Origin of the sequence: Staphylococcus caeli (assembly GCF_051413795.1) — a bacterium.
GTDB classification, from domain to species: domain Bacteria; phylum Bacillota; class Bacilli; order Staphylococcales; family Staphylococcaceae; genus Staphylococcus; species Staphylococcus caeli_A.
In genome coordinates, this window is the sequence record NZ_JBOIRQ010000001.1 from 115989 (window position 1) to 138316 (window position 22328).

The 22328-nt window shown below is 33.6% G+C and carries 20 protein-coding genes and 2 other annotated features; of the genes, 19 read left to right on the plus strand and 1 reads right to left on the minus strand.

Features of this window, described 5'->3' with window-relative positions; all coding sequences use genetic code 11:
* Positions 1-190 precede the first annotated feature (190 nt).
* The 16 genes from ACSULM_RS00510 (at position 191) to ACSULM_RS00585 (ending at position 16426) form a co-directional block, all read left to right on the plus strand.
* Positions 191-1678, plus strand: coding sequence for an amino acid permease (locus tag ACSULM_RS00510; protein WP_436859813.1), 1488 nt, complete (start codon positions 191-193; stop codon positions 1676-1678).
* 58 nt (positions 1679-1736) lie between these two features.
* Positions 1737-1867 (plus strand) — a sequence feature (ribosomal protein L20 leader region).
* A 21-nt stretch (positions 1868-1888) separates the two neighbouring features.
* Positions 1889-2416 carry a translation initiation factor IF-3 gene (gene infC / locus ACSULM_RS00515; RefSeq protein WP_081333072.1) on the plus strand — a complete coding sequence of 176 codons (528 nt, stop codon included), beginning with the start codon at positions 1889-1891 and terminating at the stop codon, positions 2414-2416.
* A 27-nt stretch (positions 2417-2443) separates the two neighbouring features.
* Complete coding sequence (gene rpmI, locus ACSULM_RS00520) at positions 2444-2644, plus strand: 50S ribosomal protein L35 (RefSeq protein WP_069995133.1); 201 nt, start codon at positions 2444-2446, stop codon at positions 2642-2644.
* 61 nt (positions 2645-2705) lie between these two features.
* Entirely contained in the window at positions 2706-3062 is a 357-nt protein-coding gene (rplT, locus tag ACSULM_RS00525) for a 50S ribosomal protein L20 (protein WP_069995134.1), read from the plus strand.
* A gap of 513 nt (positions 3063-3575) precedes the next feature.
* Positions 3576-4187: an NUDIX domain-containing protein gene (locus ACSULM_RS00530; RefSeq protein ID WP_436854079.1), complete on the plus strand. Its 612-nt coding sequence runs from the start codon at positions 3576-3578 to the stop codon at positions 4185-4187.
* Positions 4188-4199: 12 nt separating this feature from the next.
* Positions 4200-5123 (plus strand): hypothetical protein, encoded by a 924-nt coding sequence (locus ACSULM_RS00535; RefSeq protein ID WP_436859814.1) that lies wholly within the window; start codon positions 4200-4202, stop codon positions 5121-5123.
* Between the two features lie 166 nt (positions 5124-5289).
* Positions 5290-6600 carry a trigger factor gene (tig, locus tag ACSULM_RS00540; protein WP_436854077.1) on the plus strand — a complete coding sequence of 437 codons (1311 nt, stop codon included), beginning with the start codon at positions 5290-5292 and terminating at the stop codon, positions 6598-6600.
* A 186-nt stretch (positions 6601-6786) separates the two neighbouring features.
* A complete protein-coding gene (gene clpX / locus ACSULM_RS00545; protein ID WP_436859815.1) occupies positions 6787-8049 on the plus strand; it encodes an ATP-dependent Clp protease ATP-binding subunit ClpX in 1263 nt (420 codons plus the stop codon).
* Between the two features lie 225 nt (positions 8050-8274).
* The gene (gene yihA, locus ACSULM_RS00550) at positions 8275-8862 is read left to right on the plus strand and encodes a ribosome biogenesis GTP-binding protein YihA/YsxC (RefSeq protein ID WP_436854075.1); all 588 of its coding nucleotides are present in this window, start codon (positions 8275-8277) and stop codon (positions 8860-8862) included.
* A gap of 173 nt (positions 8863-9035) precedes the next feature.
* Positions 9036-10367, plus strand: coding sequence for a glutamyl-tRNA reductase (hemA, locus tag ACSULM_RS00555; protein ID WP_436859816.1), 1332 nt, complete (start codon positions 9036-9038; stop codon positions 10365-10367).
* Positions 10368-10388: 21 nt separating this feature from the next.
* Positions 10389-11225, plus strand: a complete 837-nt coding sequence (ccsA, locus tag ACSULM_RS00560) for a cytochrome c biogenesis protein CcsA (protein WP_436859817.1) — start codon at positions 10389-10391, stop codon at positions 11223-11225.
* A gap of 50 nt (positions 11226-11275) precedes the next feature.
* On the plus strand, positions 11276-12205 hold the full coding sequence (gene hemC / locus ACSULM_RS00565) for a hydroxymethylbilane synthase (protein ID WP_436859818.1): 930 nt from the start codon (positions 11276-11278) through the stop codon (positions 12203-12205).
* Positions 12206-12222: 17 nt separating this feature from the next.
* Entirely contained in the window at positions 12223-12909 is a 687-nt protein-coding gene (locus ACSULM_RS00570) for a uroporphyrinogen-III synthase (protein ID WP_436859819.1), read from the plus strand.
* Complete coding sequence (gene hemB, locus ACSULM_RS00575) at positions 12899-13876, plus strand: porphobilinogen synthase (protein WP_436859820.1); 978 nt, start codon at positions 12899-12901, stop codon at positions 13874-13876. The genes ACSULM_RS00570 and hemB overlap by 11 nt, the downstream gene beginning before the upstream one ends.
* 12 nt (positions 13877-13888) lie before the next feature.
* A complete protein-coding gene (gene hemL / locus ACSULM_RS00580; protein WP_436859821.1) occupies positions 13889-15172 on the plus strand; it encodes a glutamate-1-semialdehyde 2,1-aminomutase in 1284 nt (427 codons plus the stop codon).
* A 174-nt stretch (positions 15173-15346) separates the two neighbouring features.
* Positions 15347-16426: an AbrB family transcriptional regulator gene (locus ACSULM_RS00585; RefSeq protein WP_436859822.1), complete on the plus strand. Its 1080-nt coding sequence runs from the start codon at positions 15347-15349 to the stop codon at positions 16424-16426.
* Positions 16427-16510: 84 nt separating this feature from the next.
* Here ACSULM_RS00585 and ACSULM_RS00590 read toward each other — a convergent pair whose 3' ends face one another.
* The gene (locus ACSULM_RS00590) at positions 16511-17074 is read right to left on the minus strand and encodes a DNA-3-methyladenine glycosylase I (RefSeq protein WP_436859823.1); all 564 of its coding nucleotides are present in this window, start codon (positions 17072-17074) and stop codon (positions 16511-16513) included.
* A gap of 58 nt (positions 17075-17132) precedes the next feature.
* Positions 17133-17373 (plus strand) — a binding site (T-box leader).
* A gap of 42 nt (positions 17374-17415) precedes the next feature.
* On the opposite strand from ACSULM_RS00590, the gene ACSULM_RS00595 reads away from it, so the two are divergent.
* The 3 genes from ACSULM_RS00595 (at position 17416) to ACSULM_RS00605 (ending at position 22310) form a co-directional block, all read left to right on the plus strand.
* The gene (locus ACSULM_RS00595; protein WP_436859824.1) at positions 17416-20046 is read left to right on the plus strand and encodes a valine--tRNA ligase; all 2631 of its coding nucleotides are present in this window, start codon (positions 17416-17418) and stop codon (positions 20044-20046) included.
* A gap of 11 nt (positions 20047-20057) precedes the next feature.
* A complete protein-coding gene (locus tag ACSULM_RS00600) occupies positions 20058-21323 on the plus strand; it encodes a bifunctional folylpolyglutamate synthase/dihydrofolate synthase (RefSeq protein WP_436859825.1) in 1266 nt (421 codons plus the stop codon).
* 168 nt (positions 21324-21491) lie between these two features.
* Entirely contained in the window at positions 21492-22310 is an 819-nt protein-coding gene (locus ACSULM_RS00605) for a squalene/phytoene synthase family protein (protein WP_436859826.1), read from the plus strand.
* Positions 22311-22328: the final 18 nt, after the last annotated feature.

Sequence of the window (22328 nt, forward strand, 5' to 3'; positions counted from 1 at the left end):
TCTAAATAGGTATGCAACCATTTTGTTTTGGTTGAATGATTATTATAAATACATGGATTAAGTTTGCATAATATAATACTGTAAAACATAGGTTAGAACAGTTTATTTTATAGTAATGTGTTATCAATCGATATATGTATATCTAATCATATAGAAAGTTAGCCTCTAAGTTTAAAGAAAGGAAGCTTCTATGGCAAAACAAGAAATGCAAGATAATGGAGTTAAAAGAGGATTAAAAGATCGCCATATATCCATGATTGCTATTGGTGGATGTATAGGAACAGGTTTATTTATGACTTCGGGTGGTGCAATTCACGATGCTGGTGCACTTGGTGCACTTTTAGCATATGCAATTATTGGTGCAATGGTGTTCTTCCTAATGACTTCATTAGGAGAAATGGCAACTTACTTACCGGTATCCGGTTCATTTAGTACTTACGCAACGCGCTTTGTAGATCCTTCACTAGGTTTTGCGTTAGGTTGGAACTACTGGTTTAACTGGGTAATTACAGTTGCAGCTGATGTTACCATTGCTGCGCAGGTCATACAGTATTGGACACCATTATCAGGTATTCCAGCTTGGTGTTGGAGTTGTTTATTTTTAATTATTATTTTCGGACTTAATGCGTTATCAGTACGCGTTTATGGTGAAAGTGAGTATTGGTTTGCGCTTATAAAAGTAGTTACTGTAATAATTTTTATTGGAGTCGGCTTATTAACCATTCTAGGTATTATGGGTGGAGAGTTTGTTGGTTTTGATACTTTCACTAAAGACGGTGGACCAATATTAGGCGATGGTCTTGGTGGTAGTTTATTAACTATTTTAGGTGTATTCTTAGTTGCTGGTTTCTCTTTCCAAGGTACAGAATTAATTGGAATTACAGCAGGAGAATCAGAAAACCCAGAACGCGCAGTGCCTAAAGCGATCAAACAAGTATTTTGGAGAATTTTAATTTTCTATATTCTAGCTATATTTGTTATCGGTATGCTCATTCCTTATGATAGTTCTGCACTTATGGGTGGAGGCGATGACATTTCAACGTCACCATTTACATTAGTATTCCAAAATGCGGGTCTAGCATTTGCAGCATCCTTTATGAATGCAGTCATTTTAACTTCGGTATTGTCGGCAGGAAATTCAGGAATGTACGCATCAACGAGAATGTTATACTCAATGAGTAAGGACAAGTTGGCTTATCCAGTTTTTGGTAAAACAAATAAAAGTGGTGTACCTTATGTTTCGCTACTAGTGACGGCTATAATTGTAATAGGTATATTTGTTCTACAACACTTAAGTGGTGATGCATATGAATATATCGTTGCAGCAAGTGGTATGACAGGATTTATCGCATGGGTTGGTATAGCAGTCAGTCACTATCGATTTAGAAAAGCGTTTGATAAGCAAAATTATGATAAATCAAAACTGAAATATAAAGCGAAGTTGTTCCCGTTTGGTCCTATCTTTGCGGGCGTACTATGTGTCCTCGTAATTATTGGTCAAGACGTTGATTTCATCAAAACAGGTGACTTTAACTTGAATCGCTTTGTGATTACGTATATGGGTATCCCAGTATTTTTAGCATTCTTCATTTATCATAAAGTACGTTATAAAACAAAAATGGTACCATTAGAAAATGTGGATTTGCGACAAGATGTTGACATGGAACAAATTAAATAAAAATAACTGTTGACTTGTATAAATATAGTTGTTAAGATAGGTAATGTTGAATACGAAACGAACCAAGTAGAAGCTCCCGCTTCTCACCTGTTGCGACGCTATAGGCAGTTGGCAGGTCTTATATACACATGACAGTTGTTGTGTGTAAAGAAGAGCGGGTATATTATATACTCGCTCTTTTTCTTGGATAATTTCGTAAAATTCTTGGAGGTGTCAATCATAGCAAAAGATCAAACTCAAGTTAACGAAAAGATTCGTGCAAAAGAACTACGTTTAATTGGCCAAGACGGAGAACAAATTGGTGTAAAAACTAAAAATGAAGCTCTAGAAATGGCTGAACGTGTAGGTTTAGATGTAGTCATCATGGCTCCAAATGCTAAACCACCTGTTGCGAGAATTATGGATTATGGTAAATACAAATTCGAACAACAGAAAAAAGAAAAAGAAATGAAGAAGAAACAAAAAACAATTAACCTTAAAGAAATTCGTCTTAGTCCAACAATTGAGGAACACGACTTCCAAACAAAATTGAAGAACGGACGCAAATTCTTAGAAAAAGGCGATAAATGTAAAGTTTCTATTCGTTTCAGAGGTCGTGCGATTACGCATAAAGAAATTGGTCAACGTGTATTAGAGAAATTTGCAGAAGAATGTAAAGATATCGCTACAGTTGAGCAAAGACCTAAAATGGATGGACGTCAAATGTTCATCATGTTAAGTCCAATTAACGAAAAATAATATAGATATTACAGGAGGAAATGAATCATGCCTAAAATGAAAACACACCGTGGAGCAGCTAAACGTGTTAAAAGAACTGGTTCAGGTAAATTAAAACGTTCTAGAGCTTTCACATCTCACTTATTTGCAAACAAAAATACTAAACAAAAACGTAAATTACGTAAAGCATCATTAGTAAGCAAATCAGATATGAAACGTGTAAAACAATTATTAGCTTACAAAAAATAATTAACGTTATATAAACGGCAAGACCTATTAAAGAAGAACATATTCAGAGGAGGAATTTATTATGCCACGAGTTAAAGGTGGAACAGTAACAAGAGCGCGTCGTAAAAAGACGATTAAATTAGCTAAAGGTTACTTTGGTTCAAAACGTACATTATATAAAGTAGCAAAACAACAAGTTATGAAATCAGGTCAATACGCATTCCGTGACCGTCGTCAAAGAAAACGTGATTTCCGTAAATTATGGATTACACGTATCAACGCAGCAGCTCGTCAACATGACATGAGCTACTCAAGATTAATGAACGGCTTGAAAAAGGCTGAAATCGATATTAACCGTAAAATGCTTTCTGAAATTGCAATTTCAGACGAAAAAGCTTTCGGCGAGTTAGTTACAAAAGCTAAAGACGCTTTAAAATAATAGTATGATTATAGAGTCCGGGACATAAATAAACGTCCTGGACTCTTTTTCAATTAGGCAGTAGATGACTGAATTGAAAATGTAAAGTCTCACTGCTTAATTCATTAAGTTAGTGAGACTTATACATGAGCTACAGCTCAGGTATACCTTTCAACTCTAGTCATCTTTGCCGGGGTGGGACTACGAAATCTTTATTAGAAAATTAGCTTTCTGTCCCACTCCCTAATGTTTTATTTGATGAGTTTATAGATGTACAGATAAATGATGAAAATTGATTTACTTATTTAGAGACTGAAAAATTGCAGTCTCAGATTTATATTCAATTAGTCATCCTTGCAAGGGTGGTCTATGAAATCTCTATTTAGATACTTTTATTTCTGTAGCAATTCCTTATCAAATAATGATATCAATTGTAGTTATTATTGAAACTATATTTTACGAATTAATAATCATTGTGAGATATACATAAGTTTTGATAAAATAACTAAGAAGTCAGATATGAAGGAGAAACGAATGTCTAAATTTGATGAAATGATAACAGTAGTACCAAGAACTACGCTATTTAATGATGAAAAAAATCAATTTAACGGTTTCTTGGATAAAAATACAACTAAAGGGCAAGACATTTTTGAAACACTTTCTAAATACGAGGTAAAACGACGTGGAGATATGGAGGAAGATCCAACGTATAAACAATTGATTTCCTACTGTATTTTAGAAAACGAACATGATGAAATACTCGTATATGAGCGCTTATCAGGTGGTGGAGAATCACGATTGCATGGTCAATCATCTATTGGTGTAGGTGGTCATATGAATGACGTAAAAGGTGCAGAGTCAATTAATGAAGTGCTTAGAGTCAATGCACAAAGAGAATTAGAAGAAGAAGTCGGGTTACCCGAAAGTAAATCTCAAAATTTAGCATATATCGGTTTCATTAATGATGATACAAATGAAGTCGGCGAAGTACACTTAGGCGTTGTATTCAAGATTAATGTAAATTCAAAAGATGTTGAAGCTAAAGAAACTGATACACTACGTATTAAATGGGTTGACCAAAGCAAGATTGATAATTATGATGCATTTGAAACATGGAGTGCTTTAATATTACAATCGATACAATAGGGGTGTTTTAAGATGTCAGATATCATTCCTTTTCCACGGTCAAAAGAAAAATTAATAAAAGAAATTAAGCAGGCTTTTAATAATCATGATTTTGAAACCATGTACGACAAATTTGAAACATTTGAAGCTCAGTTTGAGTTAGATGAACAGATGTCTTTATTAAAGTGTGCCATGCTATATAAAATGGAACATTTTTTAGAATTACGTGAAGAAGCTATTATTTTACTTAAGCAAGGTACTACAAAATATGATGATTTAATGATTTACTACGTGAAAAGTCTTAATGGGTTAGGCCAATATTTTGAAGTTGTTGAGGTCATTAATCAAATTATAGATGAAGTAAATGACCATAAGACACGAATGGAATTGTTTCCAATTAAGGAACATGCACTAAGCCAAATAGATAAACATAATGAGGCAGCAACGCGTATGTTGCAAAAATTTGATGAGATATCTCTTAGGGAACAAGTAAATACTATATTGACCTTAATCGATTATAGTCAATTCCGATATCAAGAAACAGTTGCACATTTATTGGGAAGCATTACACTTGCTAATAATGTAGTGAGTATCATGCTTGAATATTTACGCTTTGCAGGATACAATCGCACTATTCGCGTTCAAAAATATGGTTATCGTTTTGATGTCACACCGAATGCGCTTGATGGATTAGAACATACCTTATTTAAGACGGATATTATACCTAAAGTTATTGATCAAATAGAAGATTGTGCAGCGCAAATGGTTGAAGAAGCTATTCATTTAATGAATAACCATGCGATACTCATATATCCTTTGAATATTGAAAATATTGCAAGTAAAGATGTATGGATAGAAGCCTATACAAATTATTTTAAATCAATGCTAGGCTTAGAAACATTAGATGAAACAAATGATGTGGTTAAATTTATTGCCGAAATAGATACTAAACAATAATTATTTGTTAAATTTTCGGGTAATACAAAGGCATGTCAAAATTAATAATTTTCAACTTTATAATTATTCGTGGGATTATAAACACAGTATTTGTGTAGTGCTAGGACCTATGCTATAATAGTGGAGTTGAAAAAATAAAATAGGATAATCATGGAGGTTTTTATACATGACAGCAACTTGGGAAAAAAAGGAAGGTAACGAAGGCGTATTATCCGTTACAGTTCCAGCAGAAAAAGTAGACAAAGCAATTGATCAAGCATTTAAAAAAGTAGTTAAACAAATTAATGTGCCAGGCTTCCGTAAAGGGAAAGTTCCTCGCCAAATTTTTGAACAACGCTTTGGTGTAGAAGCTTTATATCAAGATGCAGTAGATATCTTGTTACCAGAAGCTTATGGTGAAGCAATTGATGAAACTGGTATCAAACCAGTAGATCAACCAGAAATCAATGTAACTTCAATTGAAAAAGGTAAAGAGATGACATTTGAAGCAAATGTTGTTGTTGAACCAGAAGTTCAATTAGGTGACTACAAAGGTTTAGAAGTTGAAAAACAAAATGCTGAACTAACTGATGAAGAATTACAAGAGTCTATTGATCACCAATTAGGTCATTTAGCTGAAATGGTTGTTAAAGAAGACGGCGCTATTGAAAATGGCGACACAGTAAATATTGACTTCGATGGTTACGTAGATGGTGAACAATTTGAAGGTGGCCAAGCAGAAGGTTATGACCTTGAAGTTGGTTCTGGATCATTTATTCCAGGTTTCGAAGAGCAATTAGTAGGTGTTAAGACTGGTGAAGAGAAAGACGTAAAAGTTACTTTCCCAGAAGAATACCACGCTGAAGAATTAGCTGGAAAAGAAGCTACATTCAAAGTTAAAGTAAACGAAGTTAAATCTAAAGATGTACCTGAATTAACAGATGAAATTGCTAATGAATTAGATTCAGAAGCTAATACTGTTGATGAATATAAAGAAAACTTACGTAAACGTTTAACAGAACAAAAAGAAACAGATGCTGAAAATAATCAAAAAGAGGAAGCAATTAGTAAAGCTACAGATAATGCTACAATTGATATCCCAGAAGCAATGATTAACAGCGAATTAGACCGCATGGTTCAAGAATTTGGACAACGCATGCAACAACAAGGTCTTAATTTAGAAACGTATTTCCAAATTTCAGGCCAAGATGAGTCACAATTAAGAGAACAAATGAAAGACGATGCGCAAGAACGTGTTAAAACTAACTTAACATTAACTGCAATCGCTGATGCGGAAGATATGGAAGTATCAGAAGCTGATATCGATAAAGAATTAGAAAAAATGAGTGAACAATTCAATATCTCAGTTGAAGATATTAAAAAGACACTTGGCAGTACTGACATCGTAAAAAATGATGTACGTATTCAAAAAGTTATCGATTTATTAGTAAAAGAAGCTAAATTAGTAGAACCAACTAAAGATGACTCAGAGGCGTAACTAAATATAACTAAAGCAAATTATTTTGTGAATTATATGTTAGTCGTTTAATATAGTAAACTAGTAGCAGATGCATTCAAATAATGTGTCTGCTACACTATTTTGTGCAAATAACTTGTGAAAGCTACAAGTTGCATATTAAAATACTATCTAGTATAGTCTTTAGGGAATAGGGGTGTAAATAGAATGTTCAAATTCAATGAAGATGAAGAAAATTTAAAATGCTCTTTCTGTGGTAAAGATCAAGATCAAGTTAAAAAACTTGTAGCAGGAAGTGGCGTATATATTTGTAATGAGTGTATTGAGTTATGTTCAGAAATAGTTGAAGAAGAGTTAGCTCAATCAGAACCTGAAGGTTTAACTGAATTACCAACACCTAAAGAAATTATGAATAAATTAAATGATTATGTAATTGGACAAGAAAAGGCTAAGAAATCATTAGCTGTCGCAGTTTACAATCATTATAAGCGTGTTCAACAATTAGGACCAAATGAAGAAGAAGTAGAATTACAAAAAAGTAATGTTGCTTTAATTGGTCCAACTGGTAGTGGTAAAACATTATTAGCACAAACATTAGCTAAGACATTAAACGTACCATTTGCAATTGCAGATGCTACAAGTTTAACTGAAGCTGGCTATGTTGGTGATGATGTAGAAAATATCTTATTACGCTTAATTCAAGCAGCAGATTTTGACATAGATAAAGCTGAAAAAGGTATTATTTATGTCGATGAAATCGATAAAATTGCCAGAAAATCAGAAAACACATCTATTACACGTGATGTATCTGGTGAAGGTGTACAACAAGCATTGCTTAAAATCTTAGAAGGTACGACAGCTAGTGTACCTCCTCAAGGTGGACGTAAACATCCTAACCAAGAATTAATACAAATTGATACAACAAACATTTTATTTATTCTTGGTGGTGCGTTTGATGGTATTGATGAAGTTATTAAACGCAGACTCGGTGAAAAAGTAATTGGTTTTTCAAGCAGTGAAGCATCTAAATATGATGAAGATGCAATTCTTGAACAAATTAGACCAGAAGATTTACAATCATATGGTTTAATCCCAGAATTCATTGGTCGTGTACCAATTGTTGCTAACTTAGAAACATTAGATGTCGATGCATTGAAAAATATTTTAACACAACCGAAAAATGCATTAGTGAAACAGTACACTAAAATGTTGGACCTTGATGATGTTGAGTTAGAATTTACAGATGAAGCATTATCAGCGATTAGTAACAAAGCTATTGAGCGTAAAACTGGTGCACGTGGTTTGCGTTCAATTATTGAAGAAGCATTAATCGATATCATGTATGATGTGCCTTCTACTGATGGTGTAGTTAAAGTAGTTATTACTGAGGATACAATTGTAGAAGAAAAAGAGCCTGAACTTTATGATAAAGAAGGCAATTTAATTAACAAAACACAAACTTCAGCTTAAGGATAATATTAATTCCGTATGAGGTTTGTAATGAAAGATCTTTGATTTATCCGATTTTAAAGTTGATTAAGGGTAGTCAAAGTAATAGGAGCGAGACTTGGGATCATAATACTTTCGATCTCTTGTCCGCTCCTTTTATTTTTAAGAAATAAAATATAATACATATTCATAGAAGTAATTGTGTAATATAATGAACATTGAGTTTAAATGAAAAGAGGTTCGATAATGAAAATTAATCCAAACGAAATCGAATTATTAATTAGTGCTGTGAAACCTGAACAATATCCAGAAACAGGACTAAGTGAGGTTGGCTTAAGTGGCAGATCTAATGTGGGTAAATCGACATTTATTAATAGTATGATAGGTAGAAAAAATATGGCGCGTACTTCTCAACAACCAGGAAAGACACAAACGCTTAACTTTTATAATATAGATAATCAATTAGTATTTGTGGACGTACCAGGATATGGCTATGCAAAAGTGAGTAAGAAACAACGTGAAGCATTTGGAAAAATGATTGAAAAATATATATCACAACGAGAAACGTTAAAGCTTGTTATACAACTCGTTGATTTGAGACATAATCCAACAGAAGACGATATTCTCATGTATAATTACTTGAAGTATTTTGACATCCCAACATTTGTAGTTGCAACAAAAGAAGACAAAATTGCTAAAGGCAAGGTTCAAAAACATCTTGCCAATATACAACAAAAGCTTGAGATGGAACCTGAGGATGAAATTATTAGCTATTCATCAGTTAAAAATGATAAACAACAACAAATTTGGAACGTAATAGAAAAATATTTGTAAAAGAATCGTTGATAAATGTAACACGTAGGTAAGTTATATAGGTTTAAGCCATAATTTTGACAAGTTTATGAATGTAGATTGTAATATTTCTAATTTACTCAGTTGAGTTACTTAATGTATGTCAAAATTGTGTTATAATTTACTTATTGTAATATGTATGGAGGGCGTTATAAATGCATTTAATTGCGGTTAGCATAAATCATCGTACTGCAGATGTGGCACTTAGAGAAAAAGTTGCTTTTAAAGATGATGCTATACGTTCAGCCAATGTTGGTTTATACGAAACTAAATCTATTTTAGAAAATGTTATTTTATCAACATGTAATCGTACAGAAGTATATGCGGTTGTAGATCAAATTCACACGGGTCGCTATTATATACAAAGATTTTTAGCGAGATCATTTGAATTAGATGTAGAAGAAATTAAAGAAATGACTGAAGTTAACGTGGGGGACGAAGCAGTACAACATTTACTGCAAGTCACTTCAGGTCTTGATTCTGTAGTTCTAGGAGAAACTCAAATTCTTGGGCAGATACGTAATGCGTTCTTTATTGCACAAGAAGTTGAAACTACAGGTGCTATCTTTAATCACTTGTTCAAACAAGCAATTACTTTTGCGAAGAAAGCACATAATGAAACAGACATTGCAGATAATGCTGTCAGTGTTTCTTATGCAGCGGTTGAACTGAGTAAAAAAATATTTGGCAAAATATCAAATAAGCAGGCTTTAATTATAGGTGCAGGGGATATGAGTGAATTGTCACTCTTAAATTTAATTGGTTCTGGTGTCACTGATATAACAATTGTTAATAGAACTTTGAGTAAAGCTCAAAATTTAGCAATGAAACATCAAGTGAAATTCGAATCTATGGAATCACTACCAAGACTATTAGCAGAAGTGGATATAGTAATAAGTTCAACAAGCTCAGAACATTATATTATTACAAATGACATGTTACGAACACAGGCTTCTGAACGTAAAAATGATTCATTAGTAATGATTGATATAGCTGTTCCAAGAGATATTGAACCTAATATAGATGCTATTCAAGATGTGTTTAGTTATGATGTTGATGATCTAAAAGGATTAGTTGATGCTAATTTAAGAGAACGTCAACTGGCTGCAGAACAAATTTTACAAAATATACCTGCAGAAATTGAAGCACACAATGAATGGGTCAATATGTTAGGTGTTGTACCTGTCATTCGCGCACTTAGAGAAAAAGCAATGGCAATACAAGAAGATACTATGGACAGTATCGACAGAAAGTTACCTGAGTTAACTGAGAGAGAACGTAAAGTCATTTCTAAACATACGAAAAGTATCATTAACCAAATGTTGAAAGATCCTATAAAACAGGCTAAGGAATTGAGTAGTGATAGACGAAGTAACGAAAAATTAGAGCTTTTTCAAAACATTTTTGACATTGAAGCTGAAAACGCATATGAACCTAAAAAGCGCTTGAAACATTCAAAGGTAGGTCAAATACTGAGTTTTGAATAAGCATATGCAAATGGTGATGATATGCAAGAACTTCTGTTTATAAGATTAAATGAACTGATATTATTAATATATTTGTTTAGTATTGCTTGTTATTTTTTTGATTTTATTAAAAAGTATTATAAGGCTAGAAGTATTGGTTTTGTTACATTAGGGATTGTTTGGGTGTTGCAAACAATCTCTTTATCTTTTTATGTTAATGTAACGAAACAGGTGCCACTAGGTAATGTCTTTGATGTGTTTTTTGCATTAGCATGGTTAATCATTTCAATATCCATTGTGATTAATGTTATTAAACAGTTGAATTTTTCTGTTTTTCTATTTAATTTACTTGGTTTTGTTTTTATTGCAATTAGTACATTTCAACCGATGCACTATCAGCAAGCAGGAGATAAACTTAATGTCATAAATGAATTGCTCATTGTACATGTTACATTTGCAATTATAAGTTATGCGTTATTTGCTTTTGCGTTTGTAAATTGCATATTGTATTTAATACAGTATAAAAATTTAAAGCAAAAGCGATTTGATCAAAAGTATTTTAGAATAGGTAGTGTAGCAACACTTGAGCAGATCGTATTTTATAGTAGTTTAATTGGGTTTATATTTATCATGCTTAGCATTATCTTAGGTGCACAATGGGGATTCAATACAATTGGTACACGCATCATAGTTGATCCCAAGGTGATAATGTCTTTAATTATTACAGTTTTGTATGGTATTTATATAATTTTGAGAGTGAGCCATACGCTTTCTAAACATACATTGATATATTTTAATGTTATTTTGTTTAGTTTAAGTATGATAAATTTATTATTTGCTTCACATATTTCTGATTTTCATCAATGGACAGGGATTTGAAGTGAATTTATATTGAAACCATAAATCGTTGTATTGCTAGGAGGTTGCGCATGAAGCGTAAGTTAGTTGTTGGTTCCAGAAGAAGTAAATTAGCGTTAACACAAAGTCAGCAGTTTATAGATAAGCTAAAATCTGTTGATGCAGAACTAGAAATAGAAATTAAGGAAATTGTGACAAAAGGCGACCGCATAGTAGATAAACAATTATCTAAAGTTGGTGGAAAAGGATTATTTGTTAAAGAAATTCAAAATGAATTATTTGAACATAATATTGATATGGCAATCCATTCTTTAAAAGATGTGCCAAGTGTGATTCCTGAAGGTTTAACTTTAGGTTGCATTCCAGACAGAGAAAATCCGTTCGATGCATATATTGCCAAAAATCACACTCCATTATCAAAGCTGCCAGATAATAGTATAGTTGGGACAAGTTCGTTACGTCGAGGTGCACAAATACTTGCAAAATATCCTAATTTACAAATTAAATGGATTCGCGGCAATATAGATACACGTTTAAGTAAACTTGAAACTGAAGACTATGATGCAATTATTCTTGCAGCAGCAGGCTTGAAACGCATGGGATGGTCTGACAATATTGTTACAACTTATTTAGATAAAGAAACATTGATACCAGCTATAGGTCAAGGCGCTTTAGGCATTGAATGTCGTGCAGATGACAAAGCTTTATTAACCTTGTTACAAAAGGTGCATAATCAAGGTGTAGCTGACTGCGTAACTGCCGAAAGAACTTTTTTAGCACGCATGAATGGCAGTTGTCAGTTTCCAATCGGTGGCTATGCAACGAAAGATAGCGATGGTACAATTGAATTTACGGGCTTAATCATGTCTCCGGATGGTAAAGAACGTTATCAACATACGGTAAGAGGTGTTGATCCAGTTCAACTAGGAGAAGAAGTGACTAAAGTATTGAATGCGCAAGGCGCTTATGAAATAATCAAAGCACTAAACGAAGAACAATAATCCTTCGAGGTGAGAAGATGAGACCAGTTATAGTTATGACACAAACTAGTGAATTTGAACGAAATGATGTTTGCATTATACATAAGCCTTTTATAAGTATAATGCCTTTATCATTTGATTTGAATTTGCTGAATGTTAACTATGATTGGCTTATTTTTTCGTCTAAAAATGCAGTAAAAGTATTTCGTCCATTTTTAAAAAAAGTACGATATCGTCAGCTTGCTGTTATTGGAAAAAAGACAGCTGATTATTGTGCTTCGATTGGTTTAGAGGTAGATTTTTATCCAGATGATTTTTCGCAAGAAGGATTTCTTGAAGCATTCTCAAAATGTAATCAAGGAAGAATTCTATTACCGTCTAGTGCTGAAGCAAGACCTTTACTGGAACAATCCTTGCGTAACTACAATGATTACGTTGAGAAAATCGATTTATATAAACCTGTTCCCCATAAAAGGAATATAGAAGATGTTAAAACACTTATTAAACAAGGGCAGTTAGATGCTCTAACCTTCGCAAGCTCGTCAGCTGTACGCTATTTTTTTGAAAATAATGAAGATATTACATTAGAACACTATTTTGTAATAGGAGAACAAACGTTAAATACTTTAAATCAGTATCATGCACAAGGTAAAATAGCAGATGTACAAACTTTAGAAGCGTTAGTTAATAAAATATTAGAAAGTTGGAATGAAGATGCAATTTGATAGACACAGACGATTACGTAGTAGTCAATCCATGAGAAATATGGTTCGTGAAACGCATGTGAGAAAAGAAGATTTAATTTATCCTATTTTTGTTGTTGAGCGTGACAATGTAAAAGAAGAAATCAAATCTATGCCAGGAGTTTACCAGTTAAGTCTCAATTTATTGGACGCAGAATTGAAAGAAGCATATGAATTAGGTATTAGAGGCATTATGTTCTTTGGCGTACCAAATGAAAAAGATGCTATTGGTACTGGCGCTTATGATCATAATGGTATTGTACAAGCGGCGACTAGAAAAGCTAAAGCGTTATATAGTGATTTATTAGTAGTAGCAGATACTTGTTTATGTGAATACACTGACCATGGGCACTGTGGTGTAATAAATGAAGTAACTAAAGATGTAGATAATGATAAATCATTACCTTTATTAGTTAAAACGGCAATTTCACAAGTTGAAGCAGGTGCTGATATTATTGCACCAAGTAATATGATGGATGGTTTTGTTGCTGAAATTAGAGCTGGTCTAGATCAAGCAGGGTATCAAAATATTCCAATTATGAGCTATGGCATTAAATATGCTTCTAGTTTCTTTGGGCCTTTCCGTGATGCAGCAGAGTCAGCTCCACAATTTGGTGATCGCAAAACATATCAAATGGATCCTGCGAATCGTAGAGAAGCTTTGAGAGAATTGGATAGTGATTTACAAGAGGGTGCAGATATGATGATTGTTAAACCTGCGCTCAGTTTCCTAGACATCATTAGAGATGTTAGAAATACTACGAATGTTCCTGTAGTAGCGTATAATGTGAGTGGTGAGTATAGTATGACCAAAGCTGCAGCATTAAATGGTTGGATTGATGAAAAAGCCGTTGTCATGGAACAAATGATTTCTATGAAACGTGCAGGCGCAGATATGATTATAACTTACTTTTCAAAAGATATTTGTCGCTATTTAGACGAACAATAGGAGGTAATTTTAATGAGATATAATAACTCAGAACAAGCTATGAAAAAGGCTGAACACTTAATGCCAGGTGGCGTGAATAGTCCTGTTAGAGCATTTAAATCTGTCGATACACCAGCGATATTTATGGATCATGGTGAAGGGTCTAGAATTTATGATATTGACGGTAACGCTTATATTGATTATGTATTAAGTTGGGGACCTCTAATATTAGGCCATAAAAATAAGCAAGTAATTGAAAAAATACATGAAGCAGTAGACAAGGGAACGAGCTTTGGAGCTTCAACTTTACAAGAAAATAAGTTAGCGGAATTGGTAATTGACCGTGTACCTTCTATTGAAAAGGTACGTATGGTATCCTCAGGGACTGAAGCTACCTTAGATACGCTAAGACTTGCACGTGGTTATACTGGTAGAAACAAGATTATTAAATTTATTGGTTGTTACCATGGACACAGTGATTCATTATTAATTAAAGCAGGATCAGGTGTTGCGACACTAGGACTACCTGATTCACCGGGTGTTCCGGAAGGTATCGCTAAAAATACGATTACTGTGCCTTATAATGATTTAGACGCGATAAAAGTTGCATTTGAATCATTTGGTGATGATATTGCCGGTGTAATAGTAGAACCTGTAGCAGGTAATATGGGCGTTGTGCCGCCAATAGAAGGGTTCTTACAAGGACTAAGAGATATAACATCAGAGTATGGTGCACTATTAATATTTGATGAAGTTATGACTGGATTCCGTGTTGGATACAACTGTGCACAGGGTTATTTTAATGTTATACCTGATTTGACATGTTTAGGAAAAGTTATTGGTGGCGGTTTGCCTGTTGGTGCTTTCGGAGGTAAAAAGGAAATTATGGATCATATTGCTCCGACTGGTGATATTTATCAGGCTGGTACGTTGTCAGGTAATCCACTTGCCATGACAAGTGGCTATGAAACATTGAGTCAACTTACGCCAGAGACTTATGACTATTTCAATAAATTAGGTGACCTACTTGAAGATGGTTTGCAAACTGTGTTCGCAAAGCATAATGTGCCAATTACTATCAATCGCGCAGGTTCTATGATAGGATATTTCTTAAACGCGGGGCCTGTTACAAACTTTGAACAAGCAAACAATAGTGATTTAGAATTGTTTAGTCAAATGTATAGAGAAATGGCGAAAGAAGGCATATTCTTACCGCCATCACAATTTGAAGGTACATTCCTCTCAACTGCACATACAGAAGAAGACATTAAATTAACAATTGAAGCGTTTGATCGTGCATTAAGTCGAATTGTATAAAGTGACTAATAGGATTATTAGAAAATAGTTGCTATACAAGATTGGTAATCACATTCAAACTTTATACAACTATTGCTTTAAAATGATACCAGGCTGAGACGTATAAGTCCCAACCTGGTATTATTTGATTGTAGTTCATAGAGTATGACGATAACTTTAGAAAGCTGTGAGAGTATGAGTAAACAATTAAGAAATAATATTATAGTTCTAATATTAGCTATAGTATTAAGTTTAATACTTAAAGCAATGCATGTATTATTACCATTCATGTTTGGTCCAATCATAGCCAGTATAATTTGTGTGAGATTTTTGAAACTTAAGGTTGAATGGCCATTTTGGCTTAGTCAAATTGGCTTAGTATTATTGGGCGTGCAAATTGGATCGACATTTACGAAAAACGTGATTTTTGATATAAAAGATGACTGGTTTACAATTATTATGATAACGGTGATGTTACTCATACTCGCACTCATTATTGCTCATTTTTTCAAAAAAATAGCTAATGTCAATACTGAAACAGCAATACTCAGTGTCATACCTGGTGCATTAAGTCAAATGCTCATAATGGCTGAAGAAAATAAAAAAGCAAATATCATGGTTGTCAGTTTAACACAAACATCTAGAATTATATTTGTTGTCATACTTGTACCTTTAATTTCATATTTTTTCAGAGATAGTAGTAATCATGGAACAAATAATGGTACTGCAACCCATGTATTGACAGACGCATTGACGATTCCAAATATTTTATTTTTGACAGTAGCGATAGTTGCTGTTTACTTGATAATGAGTAAAATCAATTTTCCAACGAAGCAATTACTTGCACCAATTTTAGTATTAATTTGTTGGAATTTAATGACTGGTATTACCTTTACATTAGACAACTATATTATTGCTACAGCGCAAGTAATATATATGATTAGAATTGGTTTGCAAATTGCCAAATTATTAGATCAGATGAAAGGTCGCATAGCAGTTGCTATAGCATTTCAAAATATCATGTTAATCATGCTGACATTTGTTATGGTATTAGTGATTGCGGCATTATCAAATCACTCGGTAAATGAGTTGTTTCTTGGAGCAGCGCCAGGAGGTATGAGTCAAATTGTATTAGTTGCAATTGAAACAGGTGCAGATGTGGCATTAATCTCGAGTTATCATATCTTTAGAATATTCTTCATTCTGTTTTTAATTGCACCATTGTTGGGTAGCTTTCTTAAATATAGAGAAAATACATCGAATAAGTCCAAATGATTAGTTCAATATATAATGTAGGTGACCCCTTACTAGTATGTTCTAGCAAGGGGTCATTTGTACTTCAATATCGTAATTGACTAACTATTTCTTGTTTTTTGGATTGTTGGGACATGATTGTAAATGCGCATTATAAAGACCAGCTGCTTCTAAAAATGAAAATACAGTTACAGGGCCTAAAAATTTAAAACCATATTTTTTGAGCGTTTTTGAAAGATCTGTTGCACGTTTATCTACTGTTATGCGCTCACTGGGTTGTTCATATTCAAAATCTATAGGTTTGTAATCAACAGTTGACCATAAAAAGTCACTAAAACTACCGTAGTCTTTTTCAATTTCAAAATATCCTTTAGCTTGACTGACAATAGCTTCTAATTTTTTTCGGTTATGCACAATATTAGGAAACTCCATTAAATTATCAATATCTTCTGAGGTCATTTTTGATATGCGCTCAGGATCAAAATCATAAAAGGCTTGTTCATAGGATTCTTTTTTCTTTAATATTGTTAACCAAGATAGACCAGCGTGTTGTGATTCCAATGCCATAAGTTTAAATAATTCTAGGCTATCATATAAAGGTTGGCCCCATACTTTATCATGGTATTCCAAATAAGTAGGATCTTTTGTACCAAAAGCGCATTCATTCATGAAATTCACTCCATTTCATTGACTTATTTTCGTATCCATTATACTATATTAAAGTAATAGAATATTGTCTACTGGGAAGAGTAAATAGGTTTGAATTTACCAGAGAGTGCATGTTAGCTGAAAATGTACAATTTGACTTGTTGAAGGTAGCCCACATTGAACTTTAGCCGAATTAAAATGTTGCGTAGATATTTTATAATAAGCTAAAGCGTGCTTGAGCGTTAATCATATTATTAAGTGCTTGAAATTATTTTTAATTTCTTGAATTTAGGTGGTACCACGGAATATCCGTCCTATTGATTTAGGACGGATATTTTTATTATTTAAGGAGGCTTTAATGTATGGAAATGAAACCAAAATATAACCCGAATGAAGTAGAATCGGGACGTTATGACCAATGGGTAAACAATGGTTATTTTAAAGCAAAAGAAGATCAATCGAAAGAAACATATACAATCGTTATTCCACCTCCAAATGTGACTGGTAAGTTGCATCTAGGGCATGCATGGGATACGACATTACAAGATATTCTTACACGTATGAAGCGTATGCAAGGTTATGATACTTTGTACTTACCGGGAATGGATCATGCCGGAATTGCGACTCAAGCTAAGGTAGAAGCGAAACTCAATGAGCAAGGATTGTCACGTCACGATTTAGGAAGAGAAAAATTCTTAGAACAAGCATGGGATTGGAAAGAAGAATATGCCACTTTCATACGTGAACAATGGGCGAAGTTAGGTTTAGGTCTCGATTATAGTAGAGAAAGATTTACGCTAGATGAAGGCTTGAGTAAAGCAGTTAAAAAAGTATTCGTAGATATGTATAATAAAGGACTTATCTATCGCGGAGAATTTATTATTAACTGGGATCCAATTGCACGTACTGCATTATCTGATATTGAAGTTATTCATGAAGATGTCCAAGGTAAATTCTATCATTTCAGATATCCGTATGCTGACGGAAATGGTTATATTGAAATTGCAACGACTCGTCCTGAGACGATGCTAGGTGATACAGCAATTGTTGTAAATCCAAATGACGAGCGCTATAAAGATGTTATAGGTAAAACTGTTATTCTGCCTATTGTTGGTAGAGAATTGCCAATATTAGCCGATGAATACGTCGATATTGAATTTGGTAGTGGTGCGATGAAAGTAACACCAGCACATGACCCGAATGATTTCGAAATTGGTAACCGTCATGATTTAGAACGCATTATTGTAATGGATGAATCCGGGAAAATGAATGACAAAGCAGATAAATATCAAGGTATGGACCGCTTTGAATGTCGTGAACAGTTGGTGAAAGATTTAGAAGCGGAAGATCTTGTAATTAAAATAGAAGAACATGAACATTCTGTGGGTCATTCGGAGCGTTCAGGTGCAGTTGTTGAGCCATACTTATCAACGCAATGGTTTGTCAAAATGAAACCACTTGCAGAGCAAGCTTTAAATAATCAAAACACAGATGATAGAATTGATTTCGTACCGGCACGCTTTGAAAAAACGTTCAATCGTTGGATGGAAGAAATCAGAGATTGGACAATTTCTAGACAGCTTTGGTGGGGACATCAAATTCCAGCTTGGTACCATAAAGAAACTGGTGAAATGTACGTCGGTAAGCATGCGCCAGAAGATATCGACAATTGGGTTCAAGACGAAGATGTCTTAGATACTTGGTTCTCAAGTGCGTTATGGCCATTTTCAACTTTAGGTTGGCCAGATGAGGAAGCAGAAGACTTCCAACGATATTTCCCAACGAATGCATTAGTGACTGGTTACGATATCATCTTCTTCTGGGTTGCTCGTATGATTTTCCAAGGGTTAGAATTTACTGGAAAACGACCATTTAATGATGTATTATTACATGGATTGGTACGTGCTGAAGACGGCCGTAAAATGAGTAAATCATTAGGCAATGGTGTAGACCCAATGGATGTTATCGAAGAGTATGGAGCAGATAGTTTAAGATATTTCTTAGCGACTGGTTCATCTCCAGGGCATGACTTACGTTATTCTACTGAAAAAGTTGAATCTGTTTGGAACTTTATTAACAAAATTTGGAATGCTGCAAGATTTAGCATTATGAACATTGGTGAAGACTTTACTGTTGAACAGGTAGATTTAAGTGGTAATTTATCATTAGCCGATAAATGGATTTTGACACGTTTAAATGAGACTATCGCAAATGTTACTCAATTAAGTGATAAATATGAATTTGGCGAAGTTGGTAGAACTTTATACAATTTCATATGGGATGAATTCTGTGATTGGTATATCGAGATGAGTAAGATACCAATGAATGGTGAAGATGAAGCACAGAAACAAGTGACACGTTCCGTATTAACATATGTGCTTGACAATACTATGAGAATGTTGCACCCATTTATGCCTTTCGTAACAGAACAAATTTGGCAGAATTTACCACACGAAGGTGAAACAATCGTGAATGCAGCGTGGCCAGAAGTTAATGATGCACTTACATTCGATGAGAGTAAAGAAACCATGCAACAACTTGTGGAAATTATTAAGTCTGTGAGACAATCCCGTTTAGAAGTTAATACACCACTTTCTAAAGCGATACCAATTTTCATACAGGCGAAAGATGAAAATATTAAAGAGACATTATTAAATAACTCTAATTATATTGATAGATTCTGTCATCCGAGCGAATTGACTATTGATACGACGGTTGAAATTCCTGAGAAAGCAATGACTTCTGTGACTACAGCTGGTGAGGTTGTATTGCCTTTAGAAGGATTAATAGATATGGATAAAGAAATTGAACGTCTAGAAAAAGAACTATCAAAATGGGAAAAAGAATTAGATAGAGTTAATAAAAAATTAGCGAATGAAAATTTTGTAAGTAAAGCACCGGAAAAAGTTATAAACGAAGAACGTGAGAAACAGCAAACGTATCAAGAAAAATATGATGGTGTTAAACTAAGAATTAATCAATTAAAAGCATAGGAGTCCTAAAGATGAATTACCTAGATAGCTTATATTGGATACATGAACGAACTAAATTCGGCATTAAACCAGGTGTAAAGCGCATGGAATGGATGTTAGAGCGTTTAAATAATCCTCAATTTAATATAAATGGTATTCATGTAGGTGGCACAAATGGTAAAGGATCTACTGTTTCATATTTAAGATCAGCACTTGTTGACAACGGATATGAAGTGGGTACTTTCACTTCACCATTTATTGAAACCTTTAATGAACGCATTAGTCTAAATGGTATTCCAATAAGTGATGATGAAATCGTAGAATTGGTACAAAGAGTTAGACCAGTAAGTGAAGCTATGGAAACAGAAACAGAACTTGGTACAGCTACTGAATTTGAAATTATTACGACTATGATGTTTTTATACTTTGGAGAAATACATCCAGTTGATTTTGTGGTAATAGAAGCTGGCTTGGGCATTAAAAATGACTCAACGAATGTATTTAAACCTATCTTGTCGATATTAACAAGTATTGGTTTAGATCATACCGATATCTTGGGTGATACTTATGTTGATATTGCAAAAGATAAAGGTGCGATTATTAAGCCAGAAACACCTATTATTTATGCAGTAAAAAATGAAGAAGCACTTAAAATAATTCGTGATTTTGTTGAGCAACAACATGCTGAAGGCATAGAATTAGATCGTGATATTAGTGTGATATCAGAAGATGATGAATTTACTTATCGTTATAAAGATTACGAACTAGAAACATTGTTATTGAATATGGCTGGAGAGCATCAAAAAGAAAATGCTGCATTAGCAATAACTGCGTTAATAGAACTGAATGAGTCTGGTATTATTGATTTAGATTTTAATAAAATGATCGATGGTATAGAATCAGTAAGTTGGACTGGTAGAATTGAACAAGTTAAGGATTCACCATTAATGATTATTGATGGTGCACACAATGTTGAAAGTATTGAAGCATTAATAGATACTTTGAAACGATACTATCATGTTGAAGAAATGGATGTATTATTCTCAGCTATTAAAGGGAAACCAATCAATGCTATGGTTGATCAACTTAAAACGTTAGCCTCAACTTTTTATATTACAGACTTTGATTTTCCCAAGGCATTATCAAAAGAAGTAATTTCAGATGAAGTTAAATTTGATGAAAAAGCACTTGTAGATGACTATGTGTCATTCATTGAATCTTATAATGGCGAAGGTCTAGTTATTACAGGAAGTTTATACTTTATTAGTGAAGTGAAGTCGAAAGTAAATTTCAATTAATTTAAAATAGGCGAGTGATTCAAAGTTGAGTCATTCGCTTATTTTATAAAATAGTGTCTAATTAATAAGTGGAAATTTAAAAGCGAATGACGTACAAGGATAGTCATTTGCTATTTAATTTTAGAATTATATGATAATATTTAGAAAAAGGGGAGGTATACGAATATCATGACAGAGAAAAAATTCCCGAAAGATGCGATGCGTGTTTTAAAAGAAACGAGCCGCACATTTTATATTCCAATAACTTTTTTGGAAAAAGATTTGAAACATTCGGTAGCGTCTGCTTACCTAATCCTACGTGCGATAGATGAAATTGAAGATCATGAAGAGGTAAGTAATGATAGTAAATATCAAATGCTTTTGGAAATCAGTGAATTATTTAAAGTACCATTTGATAATGATAAATATATACAGATACTCACACCAATTAAAGATAAAATGCCAGAGGTGACTATTCGACTCAATGAATGGGTTGAAGCTTGTCCTGAGAGAACAAGAAAAATCGTAATGGATGCTTCTAGTGAAATGGCATTTGGAATGGCAAAATGGGCCAAAGCAAATTGGGATATCCACACTAAAGAGGATCTTGATGATTATACATATTACGTTGCTGGACTTGTAGGTGTGATGTTGTCACAACTATGGGACTTTTGTGCTGATGTGAAAACAGATAGAGAATTAGCTATAGGATATGGTAGAGGATTGCAAGCAGTAAACATATTACGTAATGAGCAGGAAGACTTAGATGAACGTGGTGTAAGCTTTGTGCCAGATGGTTGGTCACGTGATGACTTGTTCTTATATGCAGAAGAGAATTTAGCTAAAGCTGATATGTATATGAAAGACATAAATAAGAAAACAATTTTATTGTTCTGTCGTTTGCCTTTAGCACTGGCACATAAATCACTCAAAGCTATGAAAAATGGCCGTGAGAAAATTTCTCGTGCTGAAGTAGAAGAAACAGTAGAAGAAATTCAACGAGATTAAAATAACTAAATGGAGTAG